Source organism: Marmoricola sp. URHB0036 (assembly GCF_000426045.1).
Lineage (GTDB): Bacteria > Actinomycetota > Actinomycetes > Propionibacteriales > Nocardioidaceae > Marmoricola.
On record NZ_AUEP01000015.1, the window covers coordinates 41,202 to 57,995 of the forward strand.

General features: G+C 69.8%; 17 protein-coding genes. 8 read left to right on the top strand and 9 right to left on the bottom strand.

Features of this window, described 5'->3' with window-relative positions; all coding sequences use genetic code 11:
• Positions 1 to 27 precede the first annotated feature (27 nt).
• Positions 28 to 1,116: an endonuclease/exonuclease/phosphatase family protein gene (locus H976_RS0117245; protein ID WP_155918411.1), complete on the top strand. Its 1,089-nt coding sequence runs from the start codon at positions 28 to 30 to the stop codon at positions 1,114 to 1,116.
• Between the two features lie 6 nt (positions 1,117 to 1,122).
• Here H976_RS0117245 and H976_RS0117250 read toward each other — a convergent pair whose 3' ends face one another.
• Positions 1,123 to 1,800 (bottom strand): Crp/Fnr family transcriptional regulator, encoded by a 678-nt coding sequence (locus tag H976_RS0117250; RefSeq protein WP_027862553.1) that lies wholly within the window; start codon positions 1,798 to 1,800, stop codon positions 1,123 to 1,125.
• Between the two features lie 180 nt (positions 1,801 to 1,980).
• On the opposite strand from H976_RS0117250, the gene nth reads away from it, so the two are divergent.
• The 4 genes from nth to H976_RS0117270 are packed head-to-tail and all read left to right on the top strand — an operon-like array spanning position 1,981 to position 5,054.
• The gene (gene nth / locus H976_RS0117255) at positions 1,981 to 2,694 is read left to right on the top strand and encodes an endonuclease III (RefSeq protein ID WP_036227095.1); all 714 of its coding nucleotides are present in this window, start codon (positions 1,981 to 1,983) and stop codon (positions 2,692 to 2,694) included.
• The gene (locus tag H976_RS27015) at positions 2,691 to 3,179 is read left to right on the top strand and encodes a TlpA disulfide reductase family protein (protein WP_051276967.1); all 489 of its coding nucleotides are present in this window, start codon (positions 2,691 to 2,693) and stop codon (positions 3,177 to 3,179) included. The genes nth and H976_RS27015 overlap by 4 nt, the downstream gene beginning before the upstream one ends.
• Positions 3,179 to 3,838, top strand: a complete 660-nt coding sequence (locus H976_RS27020) for a CoA pyrophosphatase (protein WP_036227096.1) — start codon at positions 3,179 to 3,181, stop codon at positions 3,836 to 3,838. Before H976_RS27015 ends, H976_RS27020 begins: the two co-directional genes overlap by 1 nt.
• Positions 3,839 to 3,881: 43 nt before the next feature.
• The gene (locus tag H976_RS0117270; protein ID WP_027862555.1) at positions 3,882 to 5,054 is read left to right on the top strand and encodes a MarP family serine protease; all 1,173 of its coding nucleotides are present in this window, start codon (positions 3,882 to 3,884) and stop codon (positions 5,052 to 5,054) included.
• A gap of 139 nt (positions 5,055 to 5,193) precedes the next feature.
• Here the strand turns inward: H976_RS0117270 and H976_RS0117275 are convergent, their stop codons facing one another.
• Entirely contained in the window at positions 5,194 to 5,604 is a 411-nt protein-coding gene (locus H976_RS0117275; protein WP_027862556.1) for a phage holin family protein, read from the bottom strand.
• Between the two features lie 180 nt (positions 5,605 to 5,784).
• Between H976_RS0117275 and H976_RS27025 the strand changes: the two genes are divergently transcribed.
• The 3 genes from H976_RS27025 (at position 5,785) to H976_RS0117290 (ending at position 9,127) form a co-directional block, all read left to right on the top strand.
• Positions 5,785 to 7,260, top strand: a complete 1,476-nt coding sequence (locus H976_RS27025) for a cation:proton antiporter (RefSeq protein ID WP_051276968.1) — start codon at positions 5,785 to 5,787, stop codon at positions 7,258 to 7,260.
• A 230-nt stretch (positions 7,261 to 7,490) separates the two neighbouring features.
• Positions 7,491 to 8,483: a TerC family protein gene (locus H976_RS0117285; RefSeq protein WP_027862557.1), complete on the top strand. Its 993-nt coding sequence runs from the start codon at positions 7,491 to 7,493 to the stop codon at positions 8,481 to 8,483.
• Positions 8,484 to 8,575: 92 nt separating this feature from the next.
• The gene (locus H976_RS0117290) at positions 8,576 to 9,127 is read left to right on the top strand and encodes an NADPH-dependent FMN reductase (RefSeq protein ID WP_036227097.1); all 552 of its coding nucleotides are present in this window, start codon (positions 8,576 to 8,578) and stop codon (positions 9,125 to 9,127) included.
• Between the two features lie 69 nt (positions 9,128 to 9,196).
• Here H976_RS0117290 and acs read toward each other — a convergent pair whose 3' ends face one another.
• From acs to H976_RS27035, 7 genes are all read right to left on the bottom strand, one after another.
• Positions 9,197 to 11,179, bottom strand: coding sequence for an acetate--CoA ligase (acs, locus tag H976_RS0117295; protein WP_027862559.1), 1,983 nt, complete (start codon positions 11,177 to 11,179; stop codon positions 9,197 to 9,199).
• Positions 11,180 to 11,314: 135 nt separating this feature from the next.
• Positions 11,315 to 11,932: an acetate uptake transporter family protein gene (locus H976_RS27030; protein ID WP_036227098.1), complete on the bottom strand. Its 618-nt coding sequence runs from the start codon at positions 11,930 to 11,932 to the stop codon at positions 11,315 to 11,317.
• A gap of 164 nt (positions 11,933 to 12,096) precedes the next feature.
• The gene (locus H976_RS0117305) at positions 12,097 to 13,608 is read right to left on the bottom strand and encodes a cation acetate symporter (RefSeq protein WP_027862560.1); all 1,512 of its coding nucleotides are present in this window, start codon (positions 13,606 to 13,608) and stop codon (positions 12,097 to 12,099) included.
• Positions 13,605 to 14,003: a hypothetical protein gene (locus H976_RS0117310; protein WP_027862561.1), complete on the bottom strand. Its 399-nt coding sequence runs from the start codon at positions 14,001 to 14,003 to the stop codon at positions 13,605 to 13,607. Before H976_RS0117310 ends, H976_RS0117305 begins: the two co-directional genes overlap by 4 nt.
• Positions 14,000 to 14,728 carry a LytTR family DNA-binding domain-containing protein gene (locus H976_RS0117315; protein ID WP_027862562.1) on the bottom strand — a complete coding sequence of 243 codons (729 nt, stop codon included), beginning with the start codon at positions 14,726 to 14,728 and terminating at the stop codon, positions 14,000 to 14,002. Before H976_RS0117315 ends, H976_RS0117310 begins: the two co-directional genes overlap by 4 nt.
• A complete protein-coding gene (locus H976_RS0117320) occupies positions 14,725 to 15,846 on the bottom strand; it encodes a sensor histidine kinase (protein WP_027862563.1) in 1,122 nt (373 codons plus the stop codon). The genes H976_RS0117315 and H976_RS0117320 overlap by 4 nt, the downstream gene beginning before the upstream one ends.
• Positions 15,847 to 15,898: 52 nt before the next feature.
• Positions 15,899 to 16,789 carry a class I SAM-dependent methyltransferase gene (locus H976_RS27035; RefSeq protein WP_051276969.1) on the bottom strand — a complete coding sequence of 297 codons (891 nt, stop codon included), beginning with the start codon at positions 16,787 to 16,789 and terminating at the stop codon, positions 15,899 to 15,901.
• Positions 16,790 to 16,794 lie beyond the last annotated feature (5 nt).

Consider the following 16,794-nt stretch of genomic DNA (forward strand, 5'->3'; position numbering starts at 1 on the left):
TGCTGTATGCCCCGGTATCGTTTTGGGGTGCGGGAGAAGTTGGGTATGGCGGCGTTCGTGCTGCTGCTCGTCGTCGTCTGGGGAGGCGGCTTCCTCTGGTTCAAGGGGGGCTTGAAGCCCGACTCGGACAAGAAGTCCGACAAGACGGCTCAGGCTGATGCCAAGCCGAGCGAGTCCGCCGCGCCCAGCAGCCCGACCGCGGTGCCGTCCGCCGAAGCGACGTACGCCGGCAAGGTGTCCGCCCGCGACGAGAAGAAGGCCGTCGACATCAACCCGGCAGCGGTGCGCCCCAAGCCGATCGCGCTGCCCCCGGTCGCCAGCTTCAACATGGCGACCTTCAACCTGCTCGGCAGCTCTCACAGCAAGTCGGGCGGTTCGTCGGCCCGGTTCGGCCCCGGCGTGCAGCGCCTCAACGGCGCCCTGCAGATCCTGGCCCAGCACCAGATCAGCGTGGTCGGCTTCCAGGAGTTCCAGCCCGATCAGCGGGCGGCGTTCCGCAGCCGGGCCCAGGGCTGGGAGATGTACCCCGGGCTCTCGATGGGTCGTCGCGCCGGTGAGAACTCGGTCGCCTGGCGCTCGGACACCTGGGAGATGGTGCGTCCCGGCCTGATCCCGATCCCCTACTTCCACGGCCGCATCCGACCGATGCCCTACGTGCTGCTGCGCAACAAGCAGACCGGCGTGCAGGCGTACTTCTCGACGTTCCACAACCCGGCCAACATCGGCGGCGACATGCAGCGCTTCCGCACCGAGGCGACCACCCGCGAGATCAAGCTGTTCAACTCCCTGGAGACCCAGCAGATCCCGCAGTTCGTCACCGGCGACATGAACGAGCGCTCGGAGTACTTCTGCCGCGTCACCGCCGCCACCCCGCTGCTCGCGGCGGCCGGGGGCAGCAACTCCGGTGGCTGCGCACCGCCCAAGCCGACCCAGATCGACTGGATCTTCGGCAGCCCGGGCGTGCAGTTCAAGAACTACGTGATCGACCGCGGCCCGCTCGTGCGTCGTACGACGGACCACCCGGTCGTGGTCACGAGCGTGACCATCGACGCGCTGAAGTTCGCCAAGAGCTACGACCCCACGGCGCCCACAGGCGGAGCCGCCGTCACGCCGTAGGGGGCATCAGCGCGCGCGGCGGCGCAGCCGCTCGACGTCGTGGATGACGACCGAGCGCGGCTCCAGGCGTAGCCAGCCGCGCGAGGCGAAGTCGGCCAGTGCCTTGTTGACGGTCTCGCGGGAGGCGCCGACCAGCTGGGCGAGCTCCTCCTGGGTGAGGTCGTGGTGGACGTGGACACCGTCGTCGGCGGTGCGGCCGAAGCGGTCGGCCAGGTCGAGCAGCGCCTTGGCCACGCGCCCGGGGACGTCGGAGAAGACCAGGTCGGCGACGACCTCGTTGGTCTTGCGCAGGCGGCCGGCCAGCTGCGTCAGCAGGCCGAGCGAGACGCCGGGCCGTCCTTCGAGCCAGCGCAGGAGGTCGTCGTGCGACAGGGACAGGAAGGTCGTCTCGGTGACGGCCGTGACCGTGGCCGAGCGCGGACCGGGGTCGAACAGCGACAGCTCGCCGAACATCTGGCCGGGACCGAGGATCGCCAGCAGGTTCTCGCGACCGTCGGAGGAGGTGCGGCCGAGCTTCACCTTGCCGTCGGTGACGATGTAGAGCTTGTCGCCCGGGTCGCCCTCATGGAACAGCACCTCTCCACGACGCAAGCGGTTCTCGCTCATCGACGAGCGCAGTGCTGCCGCGGCCTCGTCGTCGAGGGCGCTGAACAGCGGCGCCTGCCGGAGTACGTCGTTCTCCACGTGATGTCCCTTTCTCGTCGCGCACAACCAGCCCGGCCGAGGTCTGGGGCCGGTAGCCGTGTTGCAGGTCACAGTCTGTCCCATCGTCCCCACAATCGCCACGCGACCCCGCTCGTCCCACCGCTCGGCACCGCAACCCGAGCGGCCGGGGTGTCCCCACTGCGCCGTACTCTGGTCGGCGTGCCAGCCCCTGTCCCCGCCGCTCCGGACACGTCTCTCGTCCGCCGGGCCCGCAAGGTCAACCGGGTGCTGGCGGAGACCTATCCCGACGCCACCATCGAGCTCGACTTCGACGACCCGTTCCAGCTGCTGGTGGTCACCGTGCTCAGCGCGCAGACCACCGACCGCCGGGTCAACGCGGTGCGCCCGGTGCTGTTCCAGGCCTACCCGGACGCCCGGGCCATGGCCTCGGCGCCGCGCGAGGACCTCGAACGCATCATCGGCCCGTTGGGGTTCTTCCGGGCCAAGACCGAGTCGTTGCTGAAGCTCTCCGCGGCGCTGGTCGCCGACCACAACGGTGAGGTCCCGGCCAGGCTCGACGACCTCGTCAAGCTTCCCGGCGTGGGTCGCAAGACCGGCAACGTGGTGCTCGGCAACGGCTTCGGTGTCCCGGGGATCACCGTGGACACCCACTTCGGTCGACTGGTCCGGCGGCTCGGCTGGACCGAGGAGACCGACCCGGTGAAGGCCGAGCACGCGATCGGGGCGCTGTTCCCCAAGCGCGACTGGACGATGCTGAGTCACCACCTGATCTGGCACGGTCGCCGTGTCTGCCATGCCAAGAAGCCGGCCTGCGGTGCCTGCACGGTGGCGCGCTGGTGCCCGTCGTACGGCGCCGGCCCGACCGACCCCGAGGAAGCAGCGAAACTGGTGAAGACCCAGGGGCCGGCGTGAAGTGGCTCGCGGCAGTCGTCGTTGCGCTGCTGCTCGTCACCGGGTGCTCCTCGGAGAAGAAGGACACCACGGTCGGCACCGAGCTGCCCGACGTCACCCTCCAGCCGCTCAGCGGCGGTCAGGCCGTCGACCTCTCCGGCCTGAAGGGCCCGCTGGTGATCAACCTCTGGGCGAGCTGGTGCGGGCCGTGTCGCGAGGAGCTCCCGCAGTACCAAGCCTTCTCGAAGAAGTACGCCGGGAAGGTGGACGTGCTCGGCGTCGACTGGCAGGACACCCGCACCTCCCAGGCCCGGGCGCTGATCCGCTCGACGGGGGTCACCTACCCGCTCGTCACCGATCCGGGCGGGCGACTGCGGGCCCAGGCGCTGCCCAAGGTGATCCTGGTCGACGAGGACGGCAAGGTCGCTCACCAGGAGTACGCGAGGATCACCTCCGTGAAGATGCTGGAGGACCTGGTGCACCGCTACCTCGAGGTGTCCGGCTGATGGGTCTGCCCGACTGGCTCGAGCCCATCCGCGAGGGCGCGAGCACCATCACCGCCGAGGACATCAGCCGCTTCGTGCCTCCGCCGGGCTCCGACGCGCGCAAGGGCGCGGTGCTGATGCTGTTCGGCGAGGGTCCCAACGGTCCCGACCTGCTCCTCACCGAGCGCGCCCACGACATGCGCTCCCACCCCGGTCAGGTGAGCTTCCCCGGCGGCTCGATCGACGACACCGACCCGTCACCGGAGGCCGCGGCCCTGCGGGAGGCCGAGGAGGAGACCGGGCTCGATCCGGCCGGCGTCGAGGTCTTCGCCAGCCTGCCCGAGCTCTGGCTCCCGCCGAGCAACTTCGCCGTCACCGCGGTGCTCGGGTGGTGGCAGGAGCCCTCGCAGGTCGCTGTGGTCGACCCGGCCGAGGTCAACGCCGTCCTGCGCGTGCCGATCGAGGAGCTGCTCGACCCGCAGCACCGCGTGACCGTCGTACACCCGATCGGCTACAGCAGCCCGGGCTTCCTGATCGGGGACGAGAAGGACCTGATCCTGTGGGGGTTCACCGCCGGCCTGATCAACAAGCTGTTCGACCATGTCGGGTGGACCCGGCCGTGGGACGCGTCCGTGGAGCAGCAATTGCCCGACTACATGTTCGGACTGAGTCAAGATTGACCTCGTCCCCCTGGCCTGACGGCCGGCCTCCCGAAGGGCCTGCATGAACTTCCTCGACTGGTGCCTGGTCGTGCTGACCCTCGCCTATGCGCTCTCCGGCTACTGGCAGGGCTTCATCACCGGTGCCTTCGCGACGGCCGGGCTGCTGCTCGGTGGGTTGGTCGGCATCTGGCTGGCGCCGCTGCTGCTCGGCGACGCAGCCCCGTCGATGTGGGTCTCGCTGGGAGCACTGTTCGTCGTACTCGTGATGGCCTCCCTCGGCCAGGCCGTCCTCCAGTTCGCGGGCACCCGCATCCGGGCCAAGATCACCTGGCAGCCGATCCGGGCCGTCGACGCCATCGGGGGCGCGGCCCTGAGCGTGGTCGCCGTGCTGGTCGTCGCCTGGATGCTCGGCGTGGCGATCAGCGGGTCGCGGATCCCCGGGATCAGCCCCCAGGTGCGCGACTCCAAGGTGCTGCTCGCGGTCAACCGGGTGATGCCGGTGCAGGCCCAGCAGGCGCTGCGGTCCTTCGACCAGGTCGTCGGCTCGAGCTTCTTCCCGCGCTACCTCGAGCCGTTCGCGCCCGAGCGGATCGTCAACGTCGAGCCGGCCCAGGCGCGCGTCGTACGCGACCCCGACATCCGCAACGCGCGCCAGAGCGTCTTCAAGGTCCGCAGCACCAACCGCTGCGGCAGCGGCGTCGAGGGCACCGGCTTCCTCTACGCCCCCCACCGGCTGATGACCAACGCCCACGTCGTGGCCGGCGTCACCGAGCCCGAGATCAAGGACGGCGACCGGACCCTCGACGCCACGGTCGTCTACTACAACCCGGACGTGGACGTGGCCGTGCTCGACGTACCCGACCTCGACGGGCCGACCATCCGGTTCGAGCTCGACGGCAAGGAGAAGATGCAGGGCGCCGTCCTCGGCTACCCCCAGGACGGACCGTACGACGCCCAGCCGGCCCGCATCCGCGGCGAGCAACGACTGCGCTCACCCGACATCTACGGCAACGGCACCGTCACCCGCCACGTGTTCTCCCTGCGCGGCAGCATCCGCCCGGGCAACTCCGGCGGCCCGTTCGTCTCCAGCGCCGGCAAGGTGCTCGGCGTCGTCTTCGCCGCTTCGGTCAGCGACAAGGACACCGGCTACGCGCTGACCTCCGACCAGGTCCGCCAGGCGGCGGCCAGGGGGCTGCAGTCCGACGAGCGGGTGTCGAGCGGCAACTGCGCATAGGGGCCGACTGCGGTCGCGGTGCTGAGCATGGCGCGGGACGAACCGGACCGGGCAGACGGCCGATTCTGGAGGCGGAGGGCCGAAGTATCGCCCTTCCGGGTCCAGTTTCCCCGGGCGGCCGGGGAAACCGACGGGCTCCTCAGCTGCTGCGCTTGAAGGCAGCCGGGATCTGCTTGCCCTGCTCGATGGCGCGCTCGGGGGGACGGACGGTCTTGATCTTCTTGACCCCGACGAAGGCGAGCAGCGCGGCGACCAGCACGTAGACGCCGAACACGATCAGGAAGCTCCACGCCAGGTCCCAGTCGAACCAGAGCGTGAGGAAGTAGGCGAAGGCCACCGAGAGCATGATGATCGACAGCAGCACGAGGAACCCGGCCGCTGCGAACAGGCCCAGGCTGATCCCACCGGCCCGCAGCGAGACCTTGAGCTCCGACTTGGCCAGCTCGATCTCGCTCTTGATCAGGGTGGAGACGTCACGGCTCGCGTCGACGACCAGCCTGCCGATGGTCGGCTCTTCTGCGGGGGGCGTGACGGGCTCACGGTGTGCCATGGCTGATGGTTTCCCTTCGGTTCCGACGTCCGACCGAACCCTATCCTCACGCGTCCCGGTGTCGCCGGTTGCGCCGACCCGGCGCTGCGGACGGACGCGCCGGTAGCATTCGCACGAGGTGCGCCGGGAAGTCTGGTCGGCAACGAGACTGCCGTACGCAAAACCTGACTGGGGAGCGCCATGTCCGACACCTACACCTTCGCGCTGCTGTTGGTGGTGACGGCTGCGGTGGTGCTGGCGGCGGTGCTGGCCAACCGCCTGACCCAGTGGCTGCGGATCCCCGCACCAGCGCTGGTGCTGGCTGCCTCCGCGGTCGCACTGCAGGTCTTCCCGGACCTGCACACCCCGGCCGAGCAGACGGTCGACCGGCTCGTCACCGTGGCGCTGATCTTCATCCTGTTCGACGGGGGGATGGGGATCGGCTGGTCGAGGTTCCGGGGTGCGGCCCGCCCGATCGCGATGGTCGGCATCCTGGGCACCTTCCTGACCGCCGTCGCAGGCGCCCTGTTCCTGCACCTGGTCGTGGGCCTGGACTGGTACGCCGCCGTGCTGGTCGCGACCGCGATCGCGCCGACCGATCCCGCCGTCGTGTTCTCCGTCCTCGGCCAGCGCGAGGTGTCCGGTCGCAGCGGCACCATCCTGGAGGGCGAGTCGGGCGCCAACGACCCGGTCGGCATCGCCCTGATGGCCAGCCTGCTCACCGCGGGTGGCATCTCCGGAGGCGCCATCGGGCACATCGCCGCAGAGTTCCTGCTGCAGATGGCCGTGGGAGCCGTGGTGGGCGTCCTCGGGGGGCAGGCCCTGCTCTGGTTCATGCGGCACGTGCCGTTGCCGGAGGAGGGTCTCTATCCGCTCCGGACTCTGGCCTGCGCGCTGGCCCTGTTCGGGGTGGCGACCCTCGCGCACGGGTCCGGCTTCCTGGCCGTGTTCGTCGCCGGCATCCTGATCGGGGACGCGCGGGCGCCGTACAAACGGGAGATCGAGCACTTTCACTCGGGACTCTCCAGCCTCGCCGAGATCGTGGCCTTCGTCGCGTTGGGACTGACCGTGGACCTGGGCGTGCTCGCGCATACGGAGGTCTGGGTTCCGGGCGTCGCACTGGCGCTCGTCGTCTCGCTGGTGATCCGGCCCGTCGTGGTCGGTCCGCTCCTCGCCGGCTCAGGACTGCAACGGAACGAGAAGCGCTTCTTGATGTTCGCGGGGCTCAAGGGGGCGGTGCCGCTCCTGCTCGGCAGCTTCATCCTCAGCGAGCACATCGACGATGCCGAACGGCTCTACGGGATGGTCGTGATCGTCGTCGTGCTCTCGGTGGTCGGCCAGGGCAGCCTCGTGCCGACAGTGGCTCGCCTCCTGAAGGTGCCCATGCGGGAGGTCGAGCCGGAGCCGTGGTCGCTCGGAGTACGGCTCCGCGACGAGCCCAACGGCGTACACCGCCTCACGGTCGCACGCGGTTCGGCCGCCGACGGGTCGAGGATCTCCGACCTCACGGTGCTGCCCGAGGGTGTGTGGGTGAGCTTCGTCGTACGTCGGGGCCAACTGGTGCCGGTCAGCGCAGAGACGGTGCTGGAGGCAGCCGACGAGGCGTTGGTTCTCGGCGATCCCAGCGCGGGCCCGGAGCTGCGTGCCGTGTTCGAGGGCTCTGCGTCCGAGGAGTAGCCCCGCGTCCACCGGGTCGATTTCCTGGTCGGCCCTGTGTCTGGGAGGATGGGACCCGTTGGAGGGGAGTATTCCTTCGCGGCGGTCTCGTCATCACGGTCTGGCCACAGCACCTCGGCCCAGACCCGGGATCGTCGGTCGCGACGATGCGGCGGAAGAGACCTCCGGACAGCTGACACCCGCACGCGTCGTACGTCGCGTGCGCAGGAACTGGTCCGGAGGCCCGAAGCATGGATGTATCCCCACTCACCTGGTGGCTCACGATCGGCATCACCAGTGCCGTCCTGCTCGTCGACATCGTCGTCATCGGCCGACGCCCTCACGAGCCCTCCCGCAAGGAGGTCAGTGTCGCGCTGGGCGTGTTCGTCGGCATGGCCGTCGCGTTCGGCATCGGCGTCTGGTTCTTCGCCGGTCACCAGTACGGCACCGAGTTCTTCGCCGGCTGGCTGACCGAGTACTCCCTCTCGGTCGACAACCTGTTCATCTTCCTGATCATCATGAACAAGTTCGCCGTACCCAAGCAGCTGCAGCAGAGTGCCCTGCTCGTCGGCATCGTGCTCGCGCTGATCATGCGCGGCATCTTCATCGCCGTCGGTGCGGCCGCGATCAACGAGTTCAGCTGGGTCTTCTACCTCTTCGGTGCCTTCCTCATCTACACCGCCGTCAAGCTGGCCCGCGAGGGGCAGGAGGACGAGCAGGACTTCGAGGAGAACCGACTGATCAAGTTCGTCGAGCGCCGGTTCCCCGCGACAGCTGAGTGGCACGGCAGCAAGATCCTGACGCACGAGAACGGCAAGCGCGTGATCACGCCGATGTTCATCGTGATCATCGCGCTGGGCACCACCGACCTGCTGTTCGCGCTCGACTCGATCCCGGCGATCTACGGCCTCACCAGCGAGCCGTACATCGTGCTGACGGCGAACATCTTCGCCCTGATGGGGCTGCGTCAGCTCTACTTCCTGATCGGTGGCCTGCTCGAGAGGCTGGTGTACCTCTCCTACGGACTCGCCTTCCTGCTCGGCTTCATCGGCGTCAAGCTGGTGCTGCACGCGCTGCACGAGAACGAGCTGCCGTTCATCAACGGCGGCGAGCCCGTCGGCTGGGCGCCCGACGTCCCGATCTGGGTGTCCCTGGGCGTGATCATCGGCACCCTCGTCATCACGACCGTGGCCAGCCTGATGAAGACCGGGCTGTCTGGCCGCAAGCCCGCCGACCAGGTGTGAGAGGGCCGACACCCTCACCCGGAATCAGGGCGTGACCTCCGATGTTGTTGAACGTTGAAGTACCAACGCGACAACCTCGACCGAAGGAACACATGAACATCCTGATGCTGGTGGGCAGCCTGCGGGCCGACTCGTGGACCGCGCGGCTGACCGGATCAGCGGCCTCGCTGCTGCCTGAGGGCACCGACACGCTGGTCTACGACGGACTCGGCGACCTGCCGCACTACGACCAGGACCTCGACACCGACCAGCCCCCGGCTGCCGTGGTCGCCTTCCGTGAGGCCGTACGACGGGCCGACGGGCTGGTCGTGGCCACGCCCGAGTACAACGGCTCGATGCCGGGCGTGCTCAAGAACGCGATCGACTGGGCCTCCCGCCCGCGCGGCGAGTCCTCCATCGCGGGCAAGCCGGTCGCCGTGATCTCGGTGAGCCCCTCGCCCCGGGGAGCGCAGTGGGCCCGCGAGGAGGCAGAGAAGGTGCTCCGGGTCGCGGGCGCCGTACCTCTCGAGCAGAGCCTGGGCGTCCCCTCCGTGCACGCCGCCGTGGTCGACGGCCAGCTCGCCGACGCCGACGTCGAGCGCGCACTCCGCGACCTGATGCAGGCTCTCGTCACGGCCGACGAGAACCGCCGCACCGCCGCCTGAAAGCACTCGGACGTCATACGAGGTGGTTGCAATAGCGACCACCTCGTATGACGTCTGCTGCGGTGAGGATCAGTCCTCGTCGGCCTTCTCGGAGTTCATCCCGTCCTCGATCAGCTGCATCACCGAGTCGTCGGCCAGGGTGGTGACGTCGCCGACCTCGCGGTGCTCGGCGACGTCCTTGAGCAGGCGGCGCATGATCTTGCCGGAGCGCGTCTTCGGCAGCTCGGCCACCACCAGGATCGACTTCGGCTTGGCGATGGCGCCGATCTCCTTGGCCACGTGGTCGCGCAGCTCCTTGATCAGGTCGTCAGGAGCCTCCTCGCCGTCCTTGAGTGCCGACTCGCGCAGGATCACGAAGGCGTTCACCGCCTGGCCGCTCTGCTCGTCCTTGGCGCCGACGACCGCCGCTTCGGCGACCCGTGGGTGGGAGACCAGGGCCGACTCGATCTCGGTCGTGGAGAGCCGGTGGCCGGACACGTTCATCACGTCGTCCACGCGGCCCAGCAGCCAGATGTCGCCGTCGTCGTCGAGCTTGGCGCCGTCGCCAGCGAAGTAGTAGCCCTGCTTCTCGAACCGGGACCAGTAGGTCTCCCGGTAGCGGTCGTCGTCGCCCCAGAGGGTGCGCAACATGGCCGGCCACGGCTCGGTCAGCACGAGGTAGCCGCCCTTGCCGTTGCCCACGGGCTCGCCCTCGTCGTTGACCACCTCGGCCGAGATGCCCGGCAGCGCCTTCATCGCGGAGCCTGGCTTGCCCGCCGTGACACCCGGGAGCGGGCTGATCATCAGCTGCCCGGTCTCGGTCTGCCACCAGGTGTCCATCACCGGGCACGTGTTCGCGCCGATGTTCTCGCGGTACCAGATGTAGGCCTCGGGGTTGATCGGCTCACCGACCGAGCCCAGCAGGCGGAGCGAGGAGAGGTCGGCCTTCTCCGGGATCTCCTTGCCCCACTTCATGAACGTGCGGATCGCGGTCGGGGCGCAGTAGAGGATCGTCACCTTGTACTTCTCGATGATGTCCCACCACCGTCCCTTGTGCGGGGTGTCGGGAGTGCCCTCGTACATCACCGAGGTGGCCCCGTTGGCCAGCGGCCCGTAGACGATGTAGCTGTGCCCGGTGACCCAGCCGATGTCGGCAGCGGTCCAGAAGATGTCGGTCTCGGGCTTGATGTCGAAGACCGCCCAGTGGGTGTACGACGTACCGACGAGATAGCCACCGGTCGTGTGCAGGATGCCCTTGGGCTTGCCGGTGGTGCCGGAGGTGTACATCACGTAGAGCGGGTGTTCGCTGTCGAAGGCCTCCGGGGTGTGCTCGGTGCTGGCCTTCTCGACCGTGTCGTGCCACCAGACGTCGCGGCCGTCGTCCCACTCGACGTCCTGACCGGTGCGCTTCACGACGAGCACGGAGCGTACGTCGGGACACTGGCTGACCGCCTCGTCCACGGCCGGCTTGAGCGAAGCCGGGGCGCCGCGGCGGTAGCCGCCGTCGGCGGTGATCACGACGCGGGCGTCGCAGTCCTGGATGCGATCACGCAACGCGGAGGAGGAGAAGCCGCCGAACACCACGGTGTGCGGGGCGCCGAGCCGGGCGCAGGCCAGCATGGCCACGACGGTCTCGGGGATCATCGGCATGTAGATGGCGATGCGGTCGCCGGTCTCCACGCCCAGCTCGATCAGCGCGTTCGCGGCCTGGCACACGGAGTCCTTGAGCTCGGCGTAGGTGATGTCACGGGTGTCGTCGTCGGGCTCGCCCACCCAGTGGAAGGCGACCTTGTCGCCGTTGCCGTTCTCGACGTGCCGGTCGACGCAGTTGTACGCCGCGTTGAGCTTGCCGCCCACGAACCACTTCGCGAACGGGGCGTTGTCCCAGTCGAGCACCTGGTCCCACTTGGTGTCCCAGGACAACCGCTCGGCGGCCTTCTCCCAGAACGCGAGGCGGTCCTTGTCGGCCTCCTCGTAGGCATCAGCCTTGACGTTGGCGTTCTCGGCGAGCTCCTTGGGGGGCTCGAAACGGCGCTCCTCGTGCGACAGGTTGGCCAGCGTCTCGTCACTCACGTCTACTCCGATCAGTCGTCGTATGCCCACCGTAGGCGGAAGCCGCAGGGTCTACGAGGGTCAGTTGTTGAAAAGACGGGGCGGCGCGGCCGAGTCGTGCCGCACCGCCCCGGTGCCAGATGGGCTCTTGCGTGGTCAGCGCGGCGCGACCGGGACCAGCTGCCTCTTGTGCGTGAACGCCGTGACACCGGCGAACGACGCGTACCACGCTGCCAGCGCGGTGAGCAGCCCGACGTAGCCACCGAGCTTGTGGATGCCGTCGGAGGTGGCGAACTCACCCCAGGCGAGGATCAGGAAGGTCAGGGTCAGCAGTACGAAGACCGCCAGCACTGCGCCGCTCACCTTGCTGGCGGCGACCGACATGTAGGCGGTGAAGATGCCCCAGACCAGCAGGTAGAGGCCGACGCCCTTGGCCGCGTCGTCGGCGGGGATCTTGTCGACGCCGGAGTGGCCGGTCAGCCACCAGAACGAGACCCAGAAGGCGCCGTACGACGAGAACGCGGTCGCGCCGAAGGTGTTGCCCTTGGCGAACTCCCACATGCCGGCCGCGAACTGGCCGACACCGCCGTAGGCCAGGGCGAGTCCGAAGACGACAGGCTCGACGCTGGCCGGGACCCAGCCGGCGTTGACGGCACTCAGCACGGCCGTGGTCAGCGCGAACGCCGCCAGTCCGAGGGGGGCGGGATCGGCGATGTGGGCACCGGGTGCGAGACCCGCCGCCGGGGCGGTCTCGGGTGCGTGTGTCTGAGACATGGGATCTCCTAGCGGTCGGGATGTGCCTCTCGCCACCGAGGCTAGGGAGAGCGGCACCCGACCCGGGAGGGCTGGAGCGCCCCGGTCGCTCAACGGCACCGAACCATCGGTATGGCGCACGTCACACTGCGACGAGCGGCGGTATCCGTGCGACGAACGGAGGGTCAGCTCCGCGCGTTCTCGGGGTGGTAGCTGCCCCGATCGAGGTCGAGGTCCTCGGGGGTGTGCAGCCGCACGAGGGTGCGGGCCAGGTGTGCCGGCAGGTGGGCGCGCGTCAGCAGCGAGACCCCGATCATGCTGGCGAAGGCGGCCGGCACGCTGACCAGTGCCGGCTGGGTGACCACGGCGCCGAGCCACCCGGAGGGGGCCCCACCGAGCATCACGGTGAGAACGGCGGAGGAGGAGAGGATGCCGCCCACCGAGAGCCCGGCGACGGCACCCGGTGCGGTCAGGCCGCGCCACCAGATGCCCAGCAGCAGGAGCGGGCAGAACGTGGAGGCGGCCACGGCGAAGGCGAGCTCGACGGCGTGGGCGACCGCGAGTCCCGACGAGAGCAGGGTGAGCACGAGCGCGGCGGCGACGGCCAGGACGCCGGCGACCCGGAAGGCCGGGACGCCGCCGAGCCAGCGGCCCAGCAGGTCCTGGCCCAGCACCCCACCGACCGAGACGACCAGTCCCGACGAGGTCGACAGGAACGCCGCGAACGCGCCGGCTCCGAGCAGCGCGGTGAGCAGGTCGCCGCCGGTGCCGCCGAGGATCCGGCGCGGCAGCTCGAGCACCACCGAGTCGGTGCGTCCGGAAGCGATCAGGTCGGAGGCGTAGACGCGGCCCAGGACGCCGTACATCGTCGGGAGCAGGTAGAAGGCACTCAGCATGCCCAGCACCGTCACCGTCGTACGACGGGCGGCGTGGCCGTCGCGGTTGGTGTAGAAGCGCACCACCACGTGGGGCAGCCCCATCGTGCCGAGGAAGGTGGCCAGGATCAGCGAGTAGACGAGGTAGGTGGAGTGCGGCCCCTGCATCGGCTCCACCCAGGCGCGGGAGTCGAGGTGGGCGTGCACGGCGCCGGTGTCCAGCCAACGGCGGAGCAGGAAGACCAGCGGGGTGAGCAGGGCGACCAGCTTGAGCCAGTACTGGAAGGCCTGCGCGATGGTGATGCTCCGCATGCCGCCCGAGACGACGTTGGCGAGCACGACGAGTGCCACCACCATCGCCCCCACCCACGTCGGTGACCCGGTCAGCGCGCTCAGGGTGAGTCCGGCTCCCTGGAACTGCGGCACCAGGTAGAGCAGCCCGATCAGCACCACCAGCGCGCTGGCCACCCGTCGGGCCGGCAAGGACTCGACCCGGAACTCCGCGAAGTCGGGGAGCGTGTAGGCGCGGGACCGCCGCAGCGGCGCCGCGACGAACACCAGCAGCATCAGGTAGCCGGCCGTCCAGCCGACTGGGTACCAGAGCATGTCGACACCCCGCAGCAGCACCAGCCCGGCCACGCCGAGGAACGACGCGGCGGAGAGGTACTCGCCGCTGATCGCCGACGCGTTGAGGACCGGTCCGACGGCGCGGGAGGCGACGTAGAAGTCGCTCGTGGTGCGCGAGATGCGCAGCCCGACGGCGCCGACCGCCAGGGTCACGAGCGAGACCGCCAGCACGGCGAGGACGGCCAGGGTGTTCACGACGGTCCTCGTTCGCGTCCCACCATGTCGGTGAAGTCGGCCTCGATCCGCTCCGCGCGGCGTACGTAGAAGACAGCGAGGGCGAGGATCACCGGGTAGACGCCCACGCCGAGGACCAGCCAGGGGAGAGGTACGCCGAGCAGGTGCATCCGTCGTACGCCGGAGCTGAGTCGGAACACGAGCGGAAGCACCCCGACCGTGGCAGCGAGGAGTCCCACGACCGTGAGCGCCAGTCGCAGCTGGATGCGCATCAGCGAGCGCATGTAGACCTCGCCGACGGTGCTCTGCGCGTCGATCTCCGAGGCGATGGTCGTCGGGCGGCGCCGACCCACGCGCGGGCTGGTCACCACGACGCGCTGGGGCCGCGGTCCGGGCTCGGCCTCGGGAGGAGTCACGAAGCGCCCTGGCGGTGCAGCCGGAGCAGCTCGCGCAGCTCGGGTGCGTGCCGTCGGCTGGCCTGGAGGACGGTGCCGCCGACCAGCACCGTGCAGCGGCCGTCCTCCACGCGCACCTCGTCGACGTGGTGCAGCGCGATCAGCAGCGAGCGGTGGATCCGCAGGAAGCCGTGCTCGCTCCACCGCTGCTCGAGCGAGCTCAGCGGCAGCCGCACGAGGTGGCTTCCCGACGCCGTGTGCAGCCGCGCGTAGTCGCCCTGGGCCTCGACGTAGCGGACCTCCGAGCGCTGGACGAACCGCGTCACGCCGCCGAGCTCGACCGGGATGCTGTCCTCGCTGGGCGGCGCCGCGCCGACCTCGGTGACCCGGCGGACGGCCTCGCGCAGACGGTCCTCGCGCACCGGCTTGAGCAGGTAGTCGACGGCGTGCAGGTCGAAGGCGTCCACGGCGTGCTCGGTGTGGGCGGTGACGAAGACGACCTGCGGCGGCTGCTTGAAGCGGCTGAGCACCGAGGCGAGCTCGAGCCCGTCGAGGCCGGGCATGGCGACGTCGAGGAAGACCACGTCGACCTCGGTGTCGCGCAGTACCCGCAACGCTTCCGGTGCGGAGTCGCACCCGTCGATGGAGCCGACGCGCTCGTCCTTGCCGAGCTGGTAGACGAGCTCGTCGAGGGCGGGCTGCTCGTCGTCGACCACGAGCACCCGCAGCGGTTGCGTCGTACTCACGGGCGCACCCCCACGGCGAACTTGGGCACGCGCAGGGTCACCCGGGTGCCGGCTCCGGGAGCGGTCTCGACGACCAGGCCGTACTCGTCGCCGTACGCCGTCCGGAGGCGCTCGTCGACGTTGCTCAGACCGATCGAGTCCATCGAGCTGTCCCCGGCCAGCGCCCGTCGTACCCGCTCGGGGTCCTCGCCGACACCGTCGTCCTCGATGTGGATCACCGCCTCGCGGTCGTGGTCCTCGGCCGAGATCGAGATGCGGCCGCCACCCTCCTTCTCCCCGAGCCCGTGGCGCACGGCGTTCTCCACCAGGGGCTGCAGCGAGAGCACCGGCACGGTCACCGGGAGCACCTCGGGCGCGATCCGGAGGGTGACCTGGAGCCGCTCGCCGAAGCGCGCCTGCTCGAGCACGAGGTAGCGCTCGATCGACCGGAGCTCCTCCTCGAGGGTCGTGTACTCACCGTGCCGCTGGAGCGAGTAGCGCGAGAAGTCGGCGAAGTCGAGCAGCAGCTCGCGCGCGCGGTCGGGGTCGGTGCGCACGAACGACGCGATGGCGCTGAGTGCGTTGTAGACGAAGTGCGGCGAGATCTGCGCCCGCAGCGCGCGCACTTCGGCCTCCATCAACCTCGTCCGGGAGACGTCGAGCTCGGCCAGCTCGAGCTGGCCCGACACCCAGCCGGCGACCTCGGTGGTCGCGCGCACCAGGCCGGCCGATGCCAGCGGCGCGAAGACCATGAAGGTCCCGATCACGTTGTCCTCGACGGTGAGCGGGCTGACGACGGCCTTGCGCAGCGCGCAGGTCGGGTCGCCGCAGTCGAACTCGGCGTGGTCGTGCACCGTGGTGTTGCCGTCGGCGACCCCCGAGAGCGCCAGCGAGGCCGCGCCCTCGACGTGGGGGCGGGCCTGCCCGTCCCAGGCCAGCAGCCCCGCGGTGTCGGTGAGCGCGACGGCCGGCGCGGAGAGCAGCGAGCGCAGGTGTCGCACCGATCGTTCAGCGGAGCCCGTGCTCAGGCCGGTGCGCAGCGCGGCCGTCATCAGCGAGACGGTGTGCAGTGTGCGGAAAGTGGCACGGTCGCCCTCGCTGCCGAGGTGACCGGGCCGTAGCCATCGCCACCGAGCCATGCATCAAGAGTAGATGGGTAAGGGCCCGGCACGACGGGTTCTGAGACGGCCGTCAGTGGAAGTCGATCAGCTGCATGCCGGGGTCCTCGGGCGGCTTGCGCGGCGGCCGGGTGACAGGCCCGGTTTCCTCGCTGTCGTCGTCCTCGAGGCCGGGCGGTGGCGCGTCGAGGTTCTCCGGCGGCAGGTCCTGATGACGTACGACGGCCCGGTAGCACCGCGTGATGTAGGGCACCTGCATGCCGTCGTGGCCGCGGCCGTACTCGGCGTACAGCGAGTCGACCTTGGCCAGCACGTCGGCCCGCGCGGACTCGCTCATCGTGGCGACGTGGGAGACCGAGCGGGCCAGGTCGGCCAGCGTCTTCGCCGTGTGGGGCTGCCAGATGCGGAACTGCTTGCTGTCCACGAAGCCGAAGTACGGCGTCTCCATCAGCGGCATCGCGTCCTTCTCGCTGCTGGCGTCGGGAGAGAGCAGGCGCTTGAGGCGCTTCACCCACGGAATGCCCTCGTCGTAGGTGTTCCACGCCAGCGCGAGCACCCCGCCGGGACGCAGCACCCGCGCGATCTCGGCCATCGCCACGTCGTGGTCGAACCAGTGGAAGGACTGCCCGCACACGACCACGTCGACCGAGCGGGAGCGGACCGGGATCTGCTCAGCGGTCGCGACGACGTGGTGCGCGTCGACGCGCGTGGCCAGCACCGCCAGCATGTCGGGGAGCGGGTCGGTGGCGAGCACGTCGTGGCCGGCGCGGTGCAGCACCTCGGTCAGCTTGCCGGTGCCGGCACCGAGCTCGAGGACCATGGAACGTCCGGAGCCGACCATCCAGTGCACGGCGTCGTCGGGGTACGACGGGCGGGCGCGGTCGTAGGCATCGGCCACCGGTCCGAACGACCGTTGCGGGGGTGCGCCGTGCTCGCGCTGGGGCTCGCTCCTGGGCTCGCTCATCGTGC